At 65.9% G+C, this 18551-nt stretch carries 16 protein-coding genes; 8 read left to right on the top strand and 8 right to left on the bottom strand.

The genetic code is table 11. From position 1 onward, the window contains the following. Positions 1–5: 5 nt before the first annotated feature. Genes NG898_RS08750 through NG898_RS08740 form a run of 3 tightly spaced genes read right to left on the bottom strand, consistent with a single transcriptional unit; the run spans position 6 to position 3711 of the window. Positions 6–689 carry a Fe2+-dependent dioxygenase gene (locus tag NG898_RS08750; RefSeq protein ID WP_252691951.1) on the bottom strand — a complete coding sequence of 228 codons (684 nt, stop codon included), beginning with the start codon at positions 687–689 and terminating at the stop codon, positions 6–8. Continuing rightward, the gene (locus tag NG898_RS08745; protein ID WP_252691950.1) at positions 680–1432 is read right to left on the bottom strand and encodes a tetratricopeptide repeat protein; all 753 of its coding nucleotides are present in this window, start codon (positions 1430–1432) and stop codon (positions 680–682) included. Before NG898_RS08745 ends, NG898_RS08750 begins: the two co-directional genes overlap by 10 nt. After that, complete coding sequence (locus tag NG898_RS08740) at positions 1432–3711, bottom strand: TonB-dependent receptor (protein WP_252691949.1); 2280 nt, start codon at positions 3709–3711, stop codon at positions 1432–1434. Before NG898_RS08740 ends, NG898_RS08745 begins: the two co-directional genes overlap by 1 nt. A 273-nt stretch (positions 3712–3984) precedes the next feature. Between NG898_RS08740 and NG898_RS08735 the strand changes: the two genes are divergently transcribed. From NG898_RS08735 to NG898_RS08700, 8 genes are all read left to right on the top strand, one after another. Then, positions 3985–4764: an enoyl-CoA hydratase/isomerase family protein gene (locus NG898_RS08735; RefSeq protein WP_252691948.1), complete on the top strand. Its 780-nt coding sequence runs from the start codon at positions 3985–3987 to the stop codon at positions 4762–4764. A 1-nt stretch (position 4765) separates the two neighbouring features. Beyond that, the gene (locus NG898_RS08730; protein ID WP_252691947.1) at positions 4766–6538 is read left to right on the top strand and encodes an acyclic terpene utilization AtuA family protein; all 1773 of its coding nucleotides are present in this window, start codon (positions 4766–4768) and stop codon (positions 6536–6538) included. 14 nt (positions 6539–6552) lie between these two features. After that, positions 6553–7707 (top strand): acyl-CoA dehydrogenase family protein, encoded by a 1155-nt coding sequence (locus NG898_RS08725; protein ID WP_252691946.1) that lies wholly within the window; start codon positions 6553–6555, stop codon positions 7705–7707. 31 nt (positions 7708–7738) lie between these two features. Next, positions 7739–8626, top strand: a complete 888-nt coding sequence (locus NG898_RS08720) for an SDR family oxidoreductase (protein WP_252691945.1) — start codon at positions 7739–7741, stop codon at positions 8624–8626. Beyond that, positions 8613–10232 (top strand): acyl-CoA carboxylase subunit beta, encoded by a 1620-nt coding sequence (locus NG898_RS08715; RefSeq protein WP_252691944.1) that lies wholly within the window; start codon positions 8613–8615, stop codon positions 10230–10232. The genes NG898_RS08720 and NG898_RS08715 overlap by 14 nt, the downstream gene beginning before the upstream one ends. Before the next feature lie 60 nt (positions 10233–10292). Then, on the top strand, positions 10293–11450 hold the full coding sequence (locus tag NG898_RS08710) for an acyl-CoA dehydrogenase family protein (protein ID WP_252691943.1): 1158 nt from the start codon (positions 10293–10295) through the stop codon (positions 11448–11450). A gap of 3 nt (positions 11451–11453) precedes the next feature. Next, positions 11454–13448, top strand: a complete 1995-nt coding sequence (locus NG898_RS08705) for an acetyl/propionyl/methylcrotonyl-CoA carboxylase subunit alpha (protein ID WP_252691942.1) — start codon at positions 11454–11456, stop codon at positions 13446–13448. Between the two features lie 74 nt (positions 13449–13522). After that, complete coding sequence (locus NG898_RS08700; protein ID WP_252691941.1) at positions 13523–15109, top strand: AMP-binding protein; 1587 nt, start codon at positions 13523–13525, stop codon at positions 15107–15109. 6 nt (positions 15110–15115) lie between these two features. Here the strand turns inward: NG898_RS08700 and NG898_RS08695 are convergent, their stop codons facing one another. From NG898_RS08695 to NG898_RS08675, 5 genes are all read right to left on the bottom strand, one after another. After that, the gene (locus tag NG898_RS08695; RefSeq protein ID WP_252691940.1) at positions 15116–15793 is read right to left on the bottom strand and encodes a TetR/AcrR family transcriptional regulator; all 678 of its coding nucleotides are present in this window, start codon (positions 15791–15793) and stop codon (positions 15116–15118) included. 61 nt (positions 15794–15854) lie between these two features. Continuing rightward, on the bottom strand, positions 15855–16808 hold the full coding sequence (locus tag NG898_RS08690) for an MBL fold metallo-hydrolase (protein WP_252691939.1): 954 nt from the start codon (positions 16806–16808) through the stop codon (positions 15855–15857). Between the two features lie 12 nt (positions 16809–16820). Then, positions 16821–17087 carry a DUF1289 domain-containing protein gene (locus tag NG898_RS08685; RefSeq protein ID WP_252691938.1) on the bottom strand — a complete coding sequence of 89 codons (267 nt, stop codon included), beginning with the start codon at positions 17085–17087 and terminating at the stop codon, positions 16821–16823. 10 nt (positions 17088–17097) lie between these two features. Further along, positions 17098–17598, bottom strand: a complete 501-nt coding sequence (locus tag NG898_RS08680; protein ID WP_252691937.1) for a YbaK/EbsC family protein — start codon at positions 17596–17598, stop codon at positions 17098–17100. Positions 17599–17620: 22 nt separating this feature from the next. Then, positions 17621–18550 carry a hydroxymethylglutaryl-CoA lyase gene (locus tag NG898_RS08675; RefSeq protein ID WP_037027741.1) on the bottom strand — a complete coding sequence of 310 codons (930 nt, stop codon included), beginning with the start codon at positions 18548–18550 and terminating at the stop codon, positions 17621–17623. Between the last annotated feature and the right edge of the window lies 1 nt (position 18551).

Raw genomic sequence — 18551 nt, 5'->3', positions numbered from 1 at the left:
GCCGCCTAGGCGTCGGCCCACTCGCGCAGCAGGTTGTGATACGTCCCCGTCAGCGCAATTACGGACGGATCGTCCTGCCCCAGCAATCCCATCAGCCGCTGCAATTCCGTATCCATCTGGAACAGCAGCGTGCGATGCGCGTCGCCGCGCACTATGCTCTGCAGCCAGAAGAATGAGCAGACGCGAGCGCCGCGCGTCACCGGCGTCACGCGGTGCAGGCTGCTGCTGGGGTAGAGCACCATGTCGCCCGCCGCAAGCTTGACGCGGTGTTCGCCGAAGGTGTCGTCGATCACGAGTTCGCCGCCGCCGTAGTCTTCAGGCTCGGCCAGGAACAGCGTGCAGGAGAGGTCGCTGCGGATGCGGAAATCGGTGCCGCGCAGGTGGCGCACGGCGTTGTCGACGTGGTTGCCGAAGGTCTGCCCGCCCGCGTAGCGATTGAACAGCGGCGGGAACACCTTGAGCGGCAACGCGGCGGAGAAGAACAGCGTATTCGCCGAAAGCGCATCCTGGATGAAGGTGCCAACCTCGCGCGCAGCCGCCGAGTCTTCGGGCAACTGCATGTTGTGCTTCACCTGGCCCGACTGCGCGCCGGCGGTGACCTTGCCGTCCACCCACTCGGCGGCATCGATGATGGCGCGGCACCGCGCAACCTGTTCCTTGGTCAGGACGTTGGGAATCTTCAGCAACATGATGGTTCGGTTTCCAGCGCGGTGGCCAGCACGCGCAGGCGCGCATCGGGATGGCCGGCAAGAAAGTCATGCGCCTTCGCGAGGAAGGCTGGTGTGGCAGTGCGCGGCACGGCGTGCATCCAGGTGAGGGCGTCGTCTGCGCGGTTGGCGAATGCGAGCAGCCGCGCGGCGTTGAACTGGCCGCGAAAGTCACCGCCCTCCGCGGCGCGCAGGTAGCAGCGCAGGGCCATCGCCGTGTCAGCCTCGACTTCCCAGCCGTCTTCATAGAAGCCGCCGACAACGTTGATTGACTTGGCGTGGCCTTGGGCGGCTGCAGCCTGGAAAAGTGCGAACGCGCGTGTGCGATCAGCCGGGACGCCCCGGCCGAGTTGCAGGCTCGTCGCATAGTTGTACTGGCCCCAATCGAGGCCAGCAGCGGCGGCGCGGGCGTACCAGTGCGTAGCCGTTTTGTCGCAGGCGGGCGCGCCCCAGCCGTGCTCGTAGCAGCGACCGAGCATGTTGGCGGCCATGGCGTGGCCCGATAGCGCGGCCGTCTTGAACCAGAACAGCGCTTCGGCCGGATCGTGTTCGACACCGCGGCCATCGAGCAGCCATTGGCCGAAGATGGCCTGCGCTTCGGTGTGCCCGCGCCGGGCGGCAGCCGCCAGCCAGCGCGCGGCGCGTTCAGCGGGGCCGGTCAGCACGGCGTGGATCGCATCGACCACCGCCGCATCGGCAGCGGTGGCTGCAGCGTCAGCCGGCATCAGTAGCGGATGCCCAACGTCAGGATGGCCGTGCGACCCGGCGCCAGCGATGCGTAATGCGCTGCATACGCCTGGTTGAAGTACACCTTGTCGAACACGTTCTGCACGTTCAGCTGCAGGGTGGTGTGCTTGTCGATGCGGTACGCGGCCATGGCATCAAAGCGCCAATACGCCGGCACCCACTTCGGGTTGGCAGGGTTGGTGCTGCCCCACACCTTCGAGACGTAATACGCGCCGCCGCCCAGCGTGAGTTTCGGCATCGGCTGATACGTCGTCCACAAGCTGAAGCTGTTCTTCGGCGTGTTGGGGAAGGCCGTTCCGTTGGTGCCGCCAAAGGCTGCACCTGCGCCGCCATTGTTGCGCAGCTCGCTCTTCAGATACGTGTAACCGCCGAACACCTGCCAGCGGTTGGTCAGCGCGCCCGACCAGCCCAGCTCGAAGCCATCGACGCGCTTGTTGCCGGCCATGGCGGCGGTGCCGTCCTGCTGCACGATGCGGGCGTTCGTCGTTTCAATGCGGAAGACAGCGGCCGTCAGCGCAAGCTTGCTGTCCAGCACGTTCCACTTGGTGCCGAGCTCGTAGGCGCGGTTCTTTTCCGGGGACAGCACGTCGCCGCGATTGCCCGAGCGGTCCGGCGTCAGCGCGCTGGTATCGGCACCCTGGCCGGCCACCGAGCCCGATGGCGTGGAAGACGTGCCGTACGCCACGTAGATGCTGCCGTTCTGCGCAGGCTTGAAAACGAGGCCGAGCTGGTAGTTCAGCAGGTTGTCGTCTCGCGAGAAGCTCGAACGCACGCCTTGCGCATTGGCCGACGTGGTGGCCGATGCCGAATAGCGATCAAAGCGCAGCCCGCCGTTGACCTGCCAGCGCGGCGACAGCTCGATCGTGTCGAACACGTAGGCGGATTGCGTGCTCACCGTCGTCTTTGCTGGATTGTTGTTGAGCTTGATGCTGCCCGCCCAGGGGTCGTTCGGGTTCGGGTTGAAGAGATCGGTGCAGTTGTAGCCGCCGGCCGCGCCGACGCCGTTCGGGCAGCGGTTGCTGCCGGTGGCCACCGCGTATGTGTCATTGCGGCTGCGCTCGCGCGAGAACTCCAGGCCGGCCGCATAGCTGTGCCTGAGGCCGCCGGTGTCGAACTTGCCGGTCGCTTCCGTCTGGTTGGCGACGGTGTTGGCCACCGAATAGCGCGAATTGGTGCGTCGCCAGACCATGCCGTAGTAGATGTTGCCCTGGCTGTCGTCGGGCTGCGTCCAGATGGTGTCCTGGCTCGTGCGGGCGATGCGCGTGGTGTTGCGCAGCTTCAGCGCGCTCGACACGTCGTGCTCCAGCGTGAAGGTGCCCATGTCAGCGCGGTCGCGGCGGAAGTCGCGCGACAGGCCGTAGTAGATATTGCGGTCGACATTCACGGGTGCGCCATCGCCGGGGCCGAACAGCTGCGGGCGGCCATCGGTGCGGCGGTTGAACGTGCCGTTGTTGTACGGAATGCCCGTGTCAGGCGTGTCGTTCGATTGCAGGTGGTAGTACGACAGCGTGGCGCGCGTGGGCGTGCCCAGCCCAAAGGCGATGGACGGTGCGATGCCCCAGCGGCTGAAGCTCGTCACGTCGCGGCCGGCAACGGCGGCGTCGTGCGCCATCGCGTTCAGGCGGAAGGCGGCGTGCTCGCCGATCTGGTAATTGCCGTCGGCCGTGACACGTTTGTACGCCGCGTTGCCGACCGACAGCGTGCCCTCGGTGAAGTGCTCGAGCTTGGGCGTCTTCGAGACGATGTTGATCGCCCCGCCGGCCGCGCCGCGGCCTTCATACGCGCCAGACGGCCCCTTGATGACTTCCACCGATTCCACGTTGAACATCTCGCGCGATTGTGCACCGATGTCGCGCAGCCCATCGAGGAAGGTGCTGGCCTGCGCGTCGTAGCCGCGGATGAACGGGCGATCGCCCACCGGATTGCCGCCTTCGCCCGCGCCAAACGCGATGCCCGGCACCGTACGCAGCGCCTCGGTGAGCGTGACGGAGCCGGTGCCCTGCAACACCTCTGCGGGGATCACCGTGACGGACTTGGGCGTATCGAGCAGCGGCGCGGTGAATTTGCCGCCCGAGGCCGCATCGCTCTTGAAGCCGTGGGTGCCGGTCACGGTCTGCTCGGGCAGGGTGGCCGATACGGCGTCTTTCTTCGTGTCGGCCAGCGCCGGTGCTGAAGCCACGGCGAAGCTCATTGCGCCGGTCAGATATCCCACGACCGAATGTTCGGTGCGCTTGTGTTCGATCTGTGCTGCGGACATGGCGTGGTGATACTCCCCTGAAAGTTTTCGTCACATGTTTGTTGTAAATGAGAATTGTTATCGTTTGCATGTGAACGAGTCAACGCGCCAGCTGGCGAATTGCTTACGGTCGCAGTGGGATCGTCATATAAATCAGGGGGTTATGACGTTCCCGGGCCGCTGTGGAAAATTGTTGAGAGCCTCGATGCCTAAACGCTTCCATTTTTTCAAGCAAATGATTTAGTATTGTCGGGCAGGTTGTCCAACCGAATTCCCTTACAAGGCGAGCGTCGCGTGAGCACGGACCCGGAACTCCTCATCGAGCGGCGCGGCCAGGCGCTGTGGTTGACCATTCAGCGCGAAGACCGCCGCAACGCGATCAACGCCACCGTGCTCGAAGCGCTGACTGCCGCGCTGGTCGACGCCGGCCGTGACGTCGCCGTGCGGGCCGTGGTGCTGACCGGCGCCGGCACGCGCGCCTTTTGTGCGGGTGCCGATCTGCACACCGGCCAATCCTTTCGCTTCGACTATTCCCAGCCGCATCAGGCCCTGGCAGATCTGTTTCGCCAGGCGCGCCGCTGCACCGTGCCGCTCATCGCCCGCGTGAACGGCGCGTGCATGGCGGGCGGCATGGGTTTGCTGGCGATGTGCGATCTGGCGGTGGCAAGCCGCAGCGCCACGTTCGGCTTGCCGGAGGTAAAAGTCGGCGTGTTCCCCGCCCAGGTGCTGGCCGTGCTGCAGCACCAGTTGCCGCGCCGCGTGCTGAACGAGCTGTGCCTGACGGGCGAGCCGATGAGCGCAGACCGCGCACTCGCCGCGGGCCTCGTCAACGAAGTCGCCGAGCCTGAAGCGCTTGATGGGGCCGTCGACGCGTTGCTTGCACGGCTGCTGGACAAATCGCCGGCGGCCATTCGGCGCGGCCTGTACACGCTCAAGCAGGTGGAATCGCTCAGCTTCGAGCAGGCCATGGCGTTTACCGAAAGCCAGATCGGCCTGTTTGCCTTGACCGAAGACGCGCAGGAAGGCCAGGCCGCCTTTCGCGAAAAGCGCGCGCCCAACTGGACGGGCCGCTGACATGCGCAAGGACACCATTTCCATCGGCGGGGCCAGCGGTTTCTGGGGCGACAGCGTGACGGGGCCGCTGCAGCTGGTGGCCTCCGGCCGCATCGACTTCCTCGTCTTCGATTACCTGGCCGAGCTGACCATGTCGCTGCTGGCCAGCGCCCGCATGAAAAACCCCGAGTTGGGTTACGCCACCGACTTTGTGAGCGTGGCGATGCGCGCGGTGCTCAAGGATGCGCTGGCGCAGAACATCCGCATCATCGCCAACGCGGGCGGCGTGAATCCGCGCGGATGCGCGGCGGCGCTGCAAGCCTTGGCCGCTGAGCTGGGCGTCAGCGTGCGCATTGCCGTTGTGGAAGGCGACGACGTCATGCCGCTGCTGCCCGCCTTGCGCGACGAAGGTGTACGCGAATTGCAAAGCGGTCGCCCCTTGCCAGACAAGGTGGTAAGCGCCAATGCGTATCTCGGCGCATTGCCGATCAAGGCGGCGCTCGATGCGGGCGCGCAGGTCGTCATCACAGGGCGATGTGTCGACAGCGCCGTCACGCTTGGCGCGTTGATGCACCACTTCGGCTGGGCGATCGACGACTACGATCGACTCGCGGCCGGCAGCCTCGCCGGGCACATCCTTGAATGCGGCTGCCAGGGTGCGGGCGGCCTGCATACCGATTGGGAAGCCGTGCCCGACTGGGCGCACAGCGGCTACCCGATCGCCGAATGCCGGGCCGACGGCAGCTTCATCGTTACCAAGCCTGACGGCACGGGCGGGCTGGTGACGCCTGCGACCGTGGGCGAACAGCTGCTCTACGAAATCGGCGACCCCGCGCGCTACGTGCTGCCCGACGTCGTTTGCGATTTCACGCAGGTGACGATGACGCAGGCCGGCGAGCATGGCGTCGAAGTGCGCGGCGCACGCGGCCTTGCGCCCACGCCCGATTACAAGGTGAGCGCAACGTATGCTGACGGCTATCGTGCGACGGGCCAGCTCACCGTTGTCGGTATCGACGCCGATCGGAAGGCGCGCCGCACCGCCGAGGCGATTCTGGAGCGCACGCGCGGCCTGTTCCGCCAACTCGGTCTGCCGGATTACAGCGCAACGCATATCGAGACGCTCGGTTCGGCGTATCTGTTCGGGCCGCATCAGCCGAACGTGCCGCGATTTGAATCGGTGATGTGGCTGGCGGTGACGCACCCGAACAAGCAGGCATTGGAGTTGTTCGCGCGCGAAATCGCCCCGGCCGGCACGTCGTGGGCACCGGGCACGACAGGCGCAGGTGGGCGGCCAAGCGTGGTGCCTGCCATCAAGCAATACGCTTTTCTGATCGACAAGGCGCGCGTGCAGGCGCGCGTGACGCTGCTGGGTGGCGACAGCATCGACATCGCCGTGCCGACGGGTGGCGCCGCGCTTGAACCGTCCGCTGCGGCGCAGGCCTCCGTTGCATTGCCCCCTGGCCCAACGCGCGAAGTGCCCCTCATCGACCTCGCCTACGCGCGCAGCGGCGACAAGGGCGACACGTCCAATATCGGCGTCATCGCGCGTCGGCCTGAAGACCTGCCGCTGCTGCGCGCGCAATTGACGGAAGACGCCGTCGCCGCGTACCTCGCGCACGTCGTGAAGGGGCGTGTAACGCGCTACGACCTGCCCGGCATCCACGCCCTCAATTTTGTGTGCGAGCAGGCGCTGGGCGGTGGCGGCATGGCGTCGCTGCGCAACGACCCGCTCGGCAAGGGCATGGCGCAGGTGCTGCTGACGATGCCGGTGCGTGTGCCGGTCGACCATTCTTGATTGACGAGGCGATCATGCTCTCAGGTCTGCTGCCGTCTGCCCGCTTCGACGCCGATCACGAAACGTTTCGTGAGACCGTTCGTCGCTTTGTCGACAAGGCCGTGATGCCAAACATCGACGCGTGGGAAGAGGCCGAGACGTTTCCGCGTGCGCTGTACCGCGAAGCGGCCGACCTTGGCTTGCTCGGCATCGGTTTCCCCGAGGAACACGGCGGCACGCCGGGCGATTTGTTTCTGGAACTGGCGATGATCGAAGAGCTGACGCGAGCGGCCAGCGGCGGTCTGCTCGCATCGCTGTTCAGCCACACGATCGGCGCGCCGCCCATCGTGGCTGGCGGATCGGCAGAATTGAAGGCGCGTGTGCTGCCCGAAATCCTGGCGGGCGAGAAGATCAGCGCGCTCGCCATCACGGAGCCTTCGGGCGGCTCGGACGTGGCCAACCTCACCACACGCGCGGTGCGCGACGGCGATCACTACGTCGTCAACGGCAGCAAGATCTTCATCACCTCCGGCATGCGCGCCGATTACATCACCGTGGCCGTGCGCACGGGCGGGGCCGGTGCCGGAGGTATCTCTGTGCTGCTGGTGGAAGGCAATACGCCGGGCCTGACGCGCACGCCGCTCAGCAAGATGGGCTGGTGGTGCTCCGACACTGCGCAACTGCATTTCGATGATTGCCGCGTGCCGGTCACCAACCTGCTCGGCGCGGAAAACCGCGGCTTCGAGCTGGTGATGCGCAACTTCAACCACGAACGCCTCGCGCTGGCGATGCAGGCCTACGGCCTGGCGCGCACGTGTCTGACCGAAGCCGTGGAATGGGCCACCCAGCGCGAAACCTTCGGCAAGCGCCTCGTGCAGCATCAAGTCGTGCGGCAGAAGCTGGTGGCGATGGCCACGCGCATCGAAGCCACCCGCGCATTGCTTGAAGACCTGATGCACCGCATGCAGGCCGGCGATTCACCGGTCGCGCAGCTGTGCATGTTGAAGAACTTCGCCACGCAGAGCCTGCAGTTCTGCGCCGACACGGCCGTGCAGCTGCTTGGTGGCATGGGTTTCATGCGCGGCACGAAGTCAGAGCGCATCTATCGGGAAGTGAAGGTCTACATGATCGGCGGCGGCGCGGAGGAAGTCCTCAGCGACCTTGCCGCGCGCCAGCTCGGCTGGGCCTAAGGGCCTAACGCGCGCATTCAGGGAGAGAACCATGTATCGCTCAGTCTTTCGACCGGGACTGTTCCAGGGGCAGGTGGCCGTGGTGACGGGTGGCGGCAGCGGCATTGGCCGGTGCACGGCGCATGAGTTGGCGTCGCTGGGGGCGGCGGTCGCGTTGGTGGGGCGCAATGCCGAGAAGCTCGCCGCCGTGCGCACGGAGATTGTCGAAGCCGGCGGCACCGCGCACACCTACGTTTGCAACATCCGCGACGAGGCTGCCGCGCAAGCCACCGTCGCGCAAATCTACGGCGAGCATGGCCGCATCGACGGGCTGGTCAACAACGCGGGCGGGCAGTTTCCGGCGCCGCTCAAGGACATCTCCGCCAAGGGCTGGGAAGCGGTGCTGCAGACCAATCTAACTGGCGGCTTCCTGATGGCGCGCGAGTGCCTCAATCAAGCGATGCAGCAGCGCGGCGGCGCCATCGTCAACATCGTGGCCGACATGTGGGGCAGCATGCCGAACATGGGTCACTCCGGCGCCGCGCGGGCAGGCATGGTGAACTTGACGGAGACGGCCGCGTTCGAGTGGGCGCAGTACGGCGTGCGCGTGAACGCGGTGGCGCCGGGCTACGTGGCGTCGTCGGGCATGGATGCGTATCCGCCGTGGATGGCCGAGACCATCCGCAGCATGCCTTCGACCGTGCCGCTTGGGCGCTTTGCCACCGAGGCGGAAGTGTCGTCCGCGATCGTGTATCTGCTCTCGGAAGCCGCGGCGTTCATCACCGGCACGACGTTGCGCGTGGACGGCGGCCGGCCGAACGTGCGGCCCGGGTCGCCCATGCCGGCACTGCGTCATGGCGCTGAACCGTTCAACGGTTTCCACCTGGCCGTGACGCCCAAGGTGCTGCAAGGCGAGGAGGACCGCAATGCCGGCGCTTGAATCGCGCATCGTGCCGCAGAGCGACGCGTACCAGCAGAATCACGCCGCGCTCACGGAGCTCGTCGGTCGGCTGCGCACGCTGGAAGACCGCACACGCGACAAGTCCGAAGCTTCGCGCGCGCGCTTCGAGCAGCGCGGGCAACTGCTGCCACGTGACCGGCTGGGTCGTCTGCTCGACGCCGGAGCACCGTTTCTCGAGCTGTCCACGCTGGCGGGTTTTTGCCTTGACCACACAGACCCAGCGCGCTCCATTCCTGGCGGCGGTTTCATCGCGGGCATCGGGTGGGTGAGCGGTGTGCGCGCGATGATCATCGTTGACGATGCGGGCATCGACGCCGGGGCTGTGCAGCCGATGGGCATCGAGAAGTTCCAGCGCGCGCAGGCCATTGCGCTGGAGCAGAAGCTGCCGTTCATCCACCTCGTCGAATCGGCCGGCGCCAACCTGTTGACCTATCGCGTGGAGACGTTCATCCATGGCGGCAGCGGTTTCTATTGGCTCGCGCGGCTGTCGGCGGCGGGCATTCCGGTGATCAGCGTGGTGCACGGGTCGAGCACCGCGGGCGGCGCATACATGCCAGGTCTGTCGGACTACGTGGTGATGGTGCGTGATCGCGCGCGCGCGTTTCTCGCTGGTCCGCCGCTGCTGAAAGCGGCCACGGGTGAGATCGCCACCGAAGAAGAACTGGGCGGCGCGCAGATGCATGCCAGCACGTCGGGCCTGGCCGAATACCTGGCTGAAGACGATGCCGATGCACTGCGGATCGCACGCGAACTTGTTGCAGCGCTCGACTGGAACCGCGATGTACCGGCCGCGGATCGGCCCTACGCGCCGCCGCGCTTTGATGCGGAGGAATTGCTCGGCATTGCGCTAACCGATCATCGCAAACCGCTCGACATGCGCGAGGTGATTGCCCGCATTGCCGATGGATCGGATTTTCTGGAGTTCAAACCAGACTACGGCCCCGCGACGATCACTGGGCACGCGGCCATCTGCGGCATGCACGTCGGCGTCATCACGAACAACGGGCCGCTGGACCCGGCGGGCGCCACCAAGGTGGTGCATTTCATCCAAGCGTGCTGCCAGTCCGCTACGCCGCTGCTGTATCTGCAAAACACCACCGGCTTCATCGTCGGCAAGGCGTCGGAGCAGGCCGGCATGATCAAGCACGGCTCGAAGATGATCCAAGCCATGGCCAATGCAACCGTGCCGCGCATCACCGTGCATTGCGGCGCATCGTTTGGGGCGGGCAACTACGGCATGTCGGGGCGTGGCTTCTTTCCGGATTTCTGCTTCAGCTGGCCCAATGCCAAGACGGCCGTGATGGGCGCCGAGCAGGCCGCCGGCACGATGGCGACGGTCATGGCCGCAAGCATGCAACGCAAGACGCAGACCGTCGACCACGAAGCCATCGAAGCGATGCGCGCCAAGGTGATCGACACGTTCGAGCGGCAGTCCGATGCGTTCACCGTTTCGGGCCGATTGCTGGACGACGGCGTGATCGATCCGCGCGATACGCGCAAGGTGCTCGCCTGCGTGCTGTCCGTCTGCGACGAGGCCCGCAGGCGGACGCTGCATCCGATCCAGTTTGGCGTTGCGCGCCCGTAGCGCCACCCCGAAATCCATATTCGAAACAGCCAGCACACCAGGACAACGGAGCGAGACACCATGCACTTCACCCACGAACACCAGGAACTGCAGCGCAACCTGAAACGCTTCATCGACAGCGACATCAACCCATACGTGGATGAATGGGAAGCGGCCGAGATGTTTCCTGCCAAGCAGCTCTTCAAGAAGATGGGCGAGCTGGGCTTTCTCGGCATCGCCAAGCCCACCGAATTCGGCGGCCTGGGGCTCGACTATTCGTATGCGATGGCGATGGCCGAGACGCTCGGGCACATCCACTGCGGCGGCGTGCCGATGGCGATTGGCGTGCAGACCGACATGGCGACGCCCGCGCTCGCACGCTTCGGTTCGGACGAACTGCGCGCACAGTTTCTCGCCCCCGCCATCAGCGGCGATGCGGTGGCGTGCGTCGGCGTATCGGAGCCGAGCGCCGGCTCCGACGTGGCGAGCATCAAGACCACCGCGCGCAAGGACGGCGACGACTACATCATCAACGGCAGCAAGATGTGGATCACCAACAGCCTGCAGGCCGACTGGATGTGCCTGCTGGCCAACACGTCGGACGACCCGGCCCACCGCAACAAGTCGCTCATCATCGTGCCGATGAAGACGAAGGGCGTGTCGGTCGGCAAGAAGATCCGCAAGATCGGCATGAACTCGTCGGACACCGGTCTCATCTATTTTGACGACGTGCGCGTGCCGCAGCGTTACCGAATCGGCGAGGAAGGCAAGGGCTTCACGTACCAGATGTTGCAGTTCCAGGAAGAGCGCATGTGGGCCGCGGCCAGCAGCCTGGCGACGATGACGATGTGCATCGAGACTACGGCCGAGTACGCGCGCGAGCGCAAGCTGTTTGGCGCTAGCCTGCTCGACAACCAGTGGGTGCACTTCAAGCTGGCCGAGCTGAAGACAGAGGTGGAAGCGCTGCGTGCGCTCACGTATCGCGCGTGCGATCTGTACATCCAGGGGCAGGACGTGACGGAGCTGGCATCGATGGCCAAGCTCAAGGCCGGGCGCCTCGCGCGCATCGTGCCCGACGCCTGCCTGCAGTTCTGGGGCGGCATGGGTTTCACGTGGGACAACCCGGTCTCGCGCTATTACCGCGATGGGCGTCTGGGCTCCATTGGCGGCGGTGCAGACGAGGTGATGCTCGGCATCATCTGCAAATACATGAACACGCTGCCGGGCAAGAAGGGCTGAGCGATGACCGCCTCGCAAGCCGCATTCCGCTCGATCCTCATCGCCAACCGGGGCGAGATTGCGCTGCGCATCATGCGCACGGCGCGTCGCCTTGGCATGCGCACCATTGCCGTGTATTCCGAGGCTGACCGCGATGCGCCGCATTGCCGCGCGGCCGATCTTGCGTTGCCGATTGGCGCATCGCAACCGCAGGCGTCGTACCTGAACATTGCGGCGTTGCTGGAGGCGGCGCGCAAGTCGGGCGCACAGGCTGTGCACCCTGGCTACGGCTTTCTTGCTGAGAGCGACGCCTTTGCTACTGCTTGCGCAGACGCTGGCCTCGTCTTCATCGGGCCGCCCGCAGATGCCGTCCACGCGATGGGTAACAAGGCCGGTGCCAAGCGCCTCATGGAAGCCGCCGGCGTGCCCTGCGTGCCGGGCTATCAAGGCGAAGATCAATCCGCCGCGCGCATGGCGGAGGAAGCCGCACGGATCGGCTATCCGGTGATGATCAAGGCGGCCGCTGGCGGCGGCGGGCGCGGCATGCGGCGCGTAGATCGGGCGGAGGAGTTTGCGGCGGCGCTGCAGTCTGCGCGCTCGGAAGCGGAGAACGCGTTTGGCTCGGGCGAGTTGATCCTCGAAAAAGCCATCGTCGAGCCGCGCCATATCGAGATTCAGGTGTTTGCCGATACGCATGGCAACGTGGTCCACCTCGGGGAGCGCGATTGCTCGGTGCAGCGACGGCATCAGAAGTTGATCGAAGAATCGCCGTCACCGGCCGTATCGCCCGAGTTGCGTGCGCGCATGGGCGCGGTGTCGGTGGCGGCGGCGCGGGCCATTGGCTATGTGGGCGCGGGCACGCTGGAATTCCTGCTCGCCCCGGATGGCGCGTTCTACTTCATGGAGATGAACACGCGCCTGCAGGTCGAGCATGCGGTGACCGAAGCGATCGTCGGCGTCGATCTGGTCGAGTGGCAGTTGCGTGTAGCGCTGGGCGAGCCGTTGCCGCTTGCGCAAGACGCCATCGATGCACGCCGTGCGCAAGGTGGGCACGCCATCGAAGTGCGGCTGTGCGCAGAAGATCCGCAGCAGAATTTCCTGCCGCAGAGCGGCACCGTCGCCCGCTGGCGCGTACCCGGAGACGTGCGCACGGACCATGCGTTGACCGACGGGCTGGTTGTCTCGCCGTACTACGACTCGATGCTCGCCAAGATCGTCGCCCATGGCACCGACCGCGCCGATGCCTGCCGGCGTCTCACGCACGCCCTGGACGATTGCCTGCTGCTTGGCCTGCCGACCAACCGTGCGTTTCTGCGCGATTGCGTGGCGCATCCGGCGTTCCTTTCCGGCGATGTGTCGACCGCGTTCATCGACCGGCATTTCCCGGCCGCGACGCGCAAGGCGGCAGTACCCGATGCAGCGGTTTGCCAAGCGGCTGCCGTGCTGCTCACGCACCTGCGCAAGGAGACCGCACGCCGCTATCCCGCAGAGCTGCATGGCTGGGCCAGCAGCCGCACGTATCCCACGCTGTGCCGCTTCACGCTCGACGGTGACGCCATCGAAATGCGCGTGCGTGCGCTCGGTCCGCAGCGATGGGAATTGACTTGGGACGGCGGTGCCACGCACGTGGCACTTGTGTCAGAGGGCGACGGTCGCGTCGCGCTCGTGCTGGGCGACACGCTCCACGCAGTCGACTACACCTTCACCGGCGGCGCATGCCACTTCGTGCTGACTGGCGTCGAGCACACCACCATCGACACCACTTACGCCCGGGAGGAACGTGACGGCGCGCAAGCCGGCAGCGGCCGGATCAGCGCCCCGATGAACGGCCGCGTGGTTGCCGTGCACGTGGCCGAAGGCGAGGTGGTCTGCGCCGGTCAGGTGCTGTTGGTGGTCGAGGCGATGAAGATGGAGCACAGCATTGCCGCGCCGCTCGCAGGCGAGGTGAAAGGTCTGTTCACCCAGGTCGGGGCACAGGTTGCGCCCGGCGGGTTGTTGATGGAGATTGCCGCGGCCTGATGGCTGCAATGCCGTCCCGATCCATCGTTTCGTCGTGCAGTCATGCGGTCAATGCAGTCCATAGGAGACGTCCCATGTCCGAAGCCACGCCAGACACCACGCTTGAGGCCAACCTGCTGAACCGGGTGACGCTGGGCGATACGTTGCATCGCAGTGCACGCAAGTTCGGCGTGAAAGTCGCGCTGGTCGATGGCCCGCGCCGCATGACGCATGGCGAACTCAATGCAGACAGCAATCGCTATGCGCACGCGCTGCTTGCAAGCGGTCTGGCACCCGGCGACAAGGTGGCGATGCTCTGCGGTAACTCGGCGCAGTTTCTGGTGGCCGCGTACGGCATTCTCAAGGCAGGGTTGGTGTGGGTGCCGATCAACGCGATGCTCGGGCCGGACGATGTGCGCTACATCCTCGAACATGCCGAGGCGCGGCACGTGGTGATCGACGCGGCGCTGTACCCGGCGCTGCGTGACACGCTGTCGGCGCTCGCGCTGCCCGCGCATCAATGCTTCGGCGCACCGGTTGCCGACGGCCCGCAAACCGTGGAGCAGGCGCTGCAAGGCCACGCCGATACGCTGCCCGACGTGGTGATCGACGATCGCGATCTCGCGCTCATCATGTACACCAGCGGCACGACCGGCCGGCCAAAGGGCGCAATGCACTCGCACCGCTCGGTGCATGCCGCGCTGATGTCCAACATCGCCGGCCTGAACCTGAACGAGACCGACGTGTTCTCGTGCCTGCTGCCGATGTTCCACTGCGCGCAGTTTGCGACCGCCGCTTCCGCGATGACGGTGGGCGCCACGCTTGTCATACAGCGCGGTTTTGATCCGGCGGCGCTGCTCGATGCGATTGCCAACGAGCGCATCACGCAACTGTTCGGCCTGCCGCTCATGTATGCCGCGCTGCTGCACCATCCGCTGCGCGCCCAGCGGGATCTCGCGAGCCTGCGCCTGTGCCTATATGCGATGGCGCCGATGGCCAAGCCGCTGCTCGAACGCCTGATTGCCGAGGTGTGTCCGAACTTTGCGCTCGGCTCAGGTCAGACCGAGATCTTCCCGATGACGATGTATTTCGCCCCCGACCAGCAACTGCAGCGCACCGGAAACTACTGGGGCCAGCCCTGCATGGTGAACGAAGCGGCGGTGATGGACGATCAAGGCAATCTGCTCGGCCCGAACCAGTTGGGCGAAATCGTGCACCGCGGCCCCAACGTCATGCTCGGCTACTACAAGGACCCGCAGGCCACCGCCAATGCGCGCCGCTTTGGCTGGCACCACACGGGCGATCTCGGCATGTGGGATGCCGATGGCCAGCTTCAGTTCAAGGACCGCATCAAGGACATGATCAAGACCGGCGGTGAGAACGTGCCCTCGGTCAAGGTGGAAGAAGTGTTGCTGCGGCACCCGGCCGTGGCGAACGCCGCAGTGGTCGGCTTGCCGCATGTGCACTGGGTGGAAGCGGTAACCGCATTCGTCTGCCTCAAGCCCGATGCCCAGGCCGACGCCGCCGCGCTGCAGGCGCATTGTCGGGCGCATCTCGGTAGCTTCGAGGTGCCCAAGCACATCGCCGTGGTCGACAAGCTGCCCATGACGGCGACCGGCAAGATCCAGAAGCACGTGCTGCGCAGCGCCAACCAGACGCTGTTCGAAGGCGACGCGCGATAGCGAGGACTAGGCCGCCGGCTGGGGCGGCGTACGCAGGATGAACAGCACCGCCTGATCGGCCAGCGTGTCAATGCTGATGCCCGCGCCAGCCTGATACCACTGCGCCGTCCAGTTGAGCGCACCGAACATCAGCAGGCGATCGACAGGCGTCGGGTGCGCCCATTCGCCCGAAGCGCGCAGGCGGTCGATCACGCGCGTCCAGATGTCTTCGTAGCGATCCTTGAGCGCGATGATGCGTTCTTGCGCCTGCGCGTCGAGCGAGCGCCACTCATACAGCATCACCGGAATGAAATCCTGGTGGGGCGCAAGGATCGTGTAGAGATGCGCGCGCACGAGTTGGCGCATCGCCTCGCGCGGCGGCAGATCGTCGATATCGATGGCTTCGATGTCCGCCAGCGCCACGGTCAGGCCGTGTTCGATCACCGCCTGCAGGATGTCCTGCTTGGTCTTGAAGTGGTAGAACCAGCTGCCTGCATGCACGCCCGTGGCGGCGGCAATGTCGCGCACCGTGGTGTTGCCGTAGCCCTTCTCGCGGAACAGCCGGGCCGATTGCTCGATCAACGCGCGGCGCAAGCCCTCGTTGGCATCCTGCGCAGGACGGCCGCGCTTGCGGCGCGGCGCTTCCGCTTCAGTGGCGGCTTCAGTGGCGGATTCGGGCGGACTGGATGTGGCGGGTTTCGGCATGCCCAGGCGAAGAGAAGAGGCGTCGCTGCATTGTAGCGGGGCACAGCCACCGCGCAGCACGTCAATCGCGGTTCAGGATGCGGCCATGTTCGACGGTGGCGGCGCCTGCCTTGACCAGCGCTGCGATCGCGGCATCCACCAACGTTTCCATTGATTGGCTTGCGAAGAAGCGCGCCTGCAGGCGCGGCATCAGCGTGGTCTGCGTGAACCACGCAAACAGCGCGTCGTGCGACAGCGCCTGCTGCTCCAGCAACTTGAACTTCACCAGCACGCGGATGGCGTGCAGCGCGTTGCGTTCAGGGTCTGCCCGCAGATACGCAAGCCGGCCCAGCGATGCATCAATCGCGGCGTTGACGCTGGTAAACGGCCGGCCGTGCCCGGGAATCACCACGCGCGCGTCGAGCTGCGCGATGCGCTCAAGAATGGCCTGCTGCTCGGCAAAGCCGCTTTCGCCTTCCAGCTCGGGAAAGATCACGCCGAAGCCGCGCTCCCACAGTGCGTCGGCCGAAATCAGCACGCGTGTGTCGGGGTTGAAGAGGATGACCGCGTGCGGATCGTGTCCCGGTGCACTGATGACCTGCCAGTCGAGGCCGCCCAGACGCAACGTCATGCCGTCGGCGAGGCCAGCGTCGGCATCGCGATCGGGCAGCGTGAAGCGTGCGCATTCCTGGCCTGTGGGGCCGTAGCTGAGGGCGTCGGTATCCCAGCGGCGCACGTCATCGATTTGCGCGGCGGGCACGCGCGTGTGACTGCCGTAGATGGCCTGCAGCGCGGCATTGCCACCGCAGTGGTCGGAGTGCAGGTGCGTGTTCAGCAAACGGCGCAGAGGCCTGCCTTGCAGCGCGTGCTGCACCAGCGCCACGGTTTGCGGGGCGTGCGTGAGGTAGCCCGTGTCCACCAGCGCGCAACCGCCCTGCGCTTCGTCATCGAAGAAAAGGATGTTGTTGGACGACAGCCAGCCGCGCTCGAACACGCGCATCGAATCAGGCAAGGTGACGATGTCGTGTTCGGCCATGGTGTTGGGCGCTCAGGCGCAGGGCGTGTCGTTGAGCCAGGCGCAGGCGCGCTCGGGCAAGGTTTTCCACACGCTCAGGCGAGCGGTGTCGTTCATGGTCGACCATGCGGCAATCTCGTCGATCGTGCGCATGCAGCCGATGCACAGGCCGTGCGCCTCGTCCATCTTGCACACGCTGATGCACGGCGATGCCACAGGCTGCGCGCGCTCGGCTTGCGCGCGGCTATTGCGCAGCTTGCCGAGCGAGAGCTTCAGTTGCGCGCGAGTGCAGGCGTCCATGTGTGTTCGATCAGTCGCGCAAGGCGACGTCGGCCACCGGCGCGCCCGTCATGGCTTCGAGTTCCGCGGGCGTGAGGTTGAACACGGCATGCGGATGGCCGGCCGCAGCCCACACGCTGTCGTACTGGAACAGGTCGCGATCGAGCAGCATCACAGGCTTGACCGCATGGCCGACCGGACACACGCCGCCGATGGCGTAACCGGTCTTCTCGCGGACGAACTTCGCATCGGCCTTGGCGAGTGCGCCCACGTGCGCGGAAACCTTTGCCTCGTCGACACGATTGGTGCCGCTGGCGATCACCAGCACCGGCACGTCGTCTTCTGCGCGACGGAAGATGATCGACTTGGCGATCTCGGCCACGGAGCAGCCCAGCCCAGCAGCCGCTTCGGCAGACGTTTTTCCGGTGGCCGGCAGCATCACGATGTTTTTTTCGTAGCCGAGCGTGCGCAGGTGGTCGGCTACGCGTTGGGCAGATTCAGGCAGCGGGGCGTTCGTATCGGTAGCGGTCATCGTCGTTGTTCTTGATGGGGTTTCAGATGCAGGCTTGGGCGATCTGGTCCTGCAGCTTGAGCAACAGCGCACGGCCCGCACGGGACGCGGTGGGGCGGCCGATGGCTTGCGAGATGAAGTCGCCCGCCAGCACCACCTTGTCCAGGTCGATGCCGGTGCGGATACCCAGGCCGTGCAGCAGGTACAGCACGTCTTCGGTGGCCACGTTGCCGGTGGCGCCCTTGGCATAGGGGCAGCCGCCCAGCCCCGCCACCGATGCGTGGAAGATGGCGATGCCGACTTCCAGGCTGGCGAGGATGTTGGCCAGCGCCTGGCCGTACGTGTCGTGGAAATGGCCTGAGAGCCGGTCGATCGGGAACGTCGCCGCAGCGGCTTCCATCACGGTCTTCACCTGCCCGGCGGTGCCCACGCCGATGGTGTCGGCAATGTCGATCTCGTCGCAGCCCAGGTCGGCCATGCGCTTGATGACGTCCACCACCGACGACACCGGCACCTCGCCCTGATACGGGCAACCCAGCGAACACGAGATCGACCCACGCACGCGAATGCCCGCATCCTTGGCGGCCTTGGCCACCGGCACAAAGCGTTCGATCGATTCGGCGATCGTGCAGTTGATGTTCTTCTGCGCAAAGGCCTCGCTGGCGGCGCTGAAGATCACGATCTCGTCCGCGCCTGCTGCAGCGGCGCCTTCGAAGCCCTTCATGTTGGGCGTGAGCACCGAATACAGCGTGCCCGGCCGGCGCTGGATGCGCGCCATCACGTCGGCGCCATCGGCCATGGCCGGCACCCACTTGGGTGACACGAACGACGCGGCTTCCACGTTGACGAAGCCGGCCTCGGACAGGCGGTTCACCAGTTCGACCTTGGTATCGGTGGAGACCGGCGCCTTCTCGTTCTGAAGACCGTCGCGCGGGCCGACCTCGACCACCTTCACAAAATTCGGAATGCTCATC

Source organism: Ralstonia mojiangensis, assembly GCF_023955645.1.
GTDB lineage: Bacteria > Pseudomonadota > Gammaproteobacteria > Burkholderiales > Burkholderiaceae > Ralstonia > Ralstonia mojiangensis.
The sequence above is the reverse complement of the archived record's forward strand: the minus strand, read 5'-3'. Positions and strand labels throughout refer to the sequence as shown.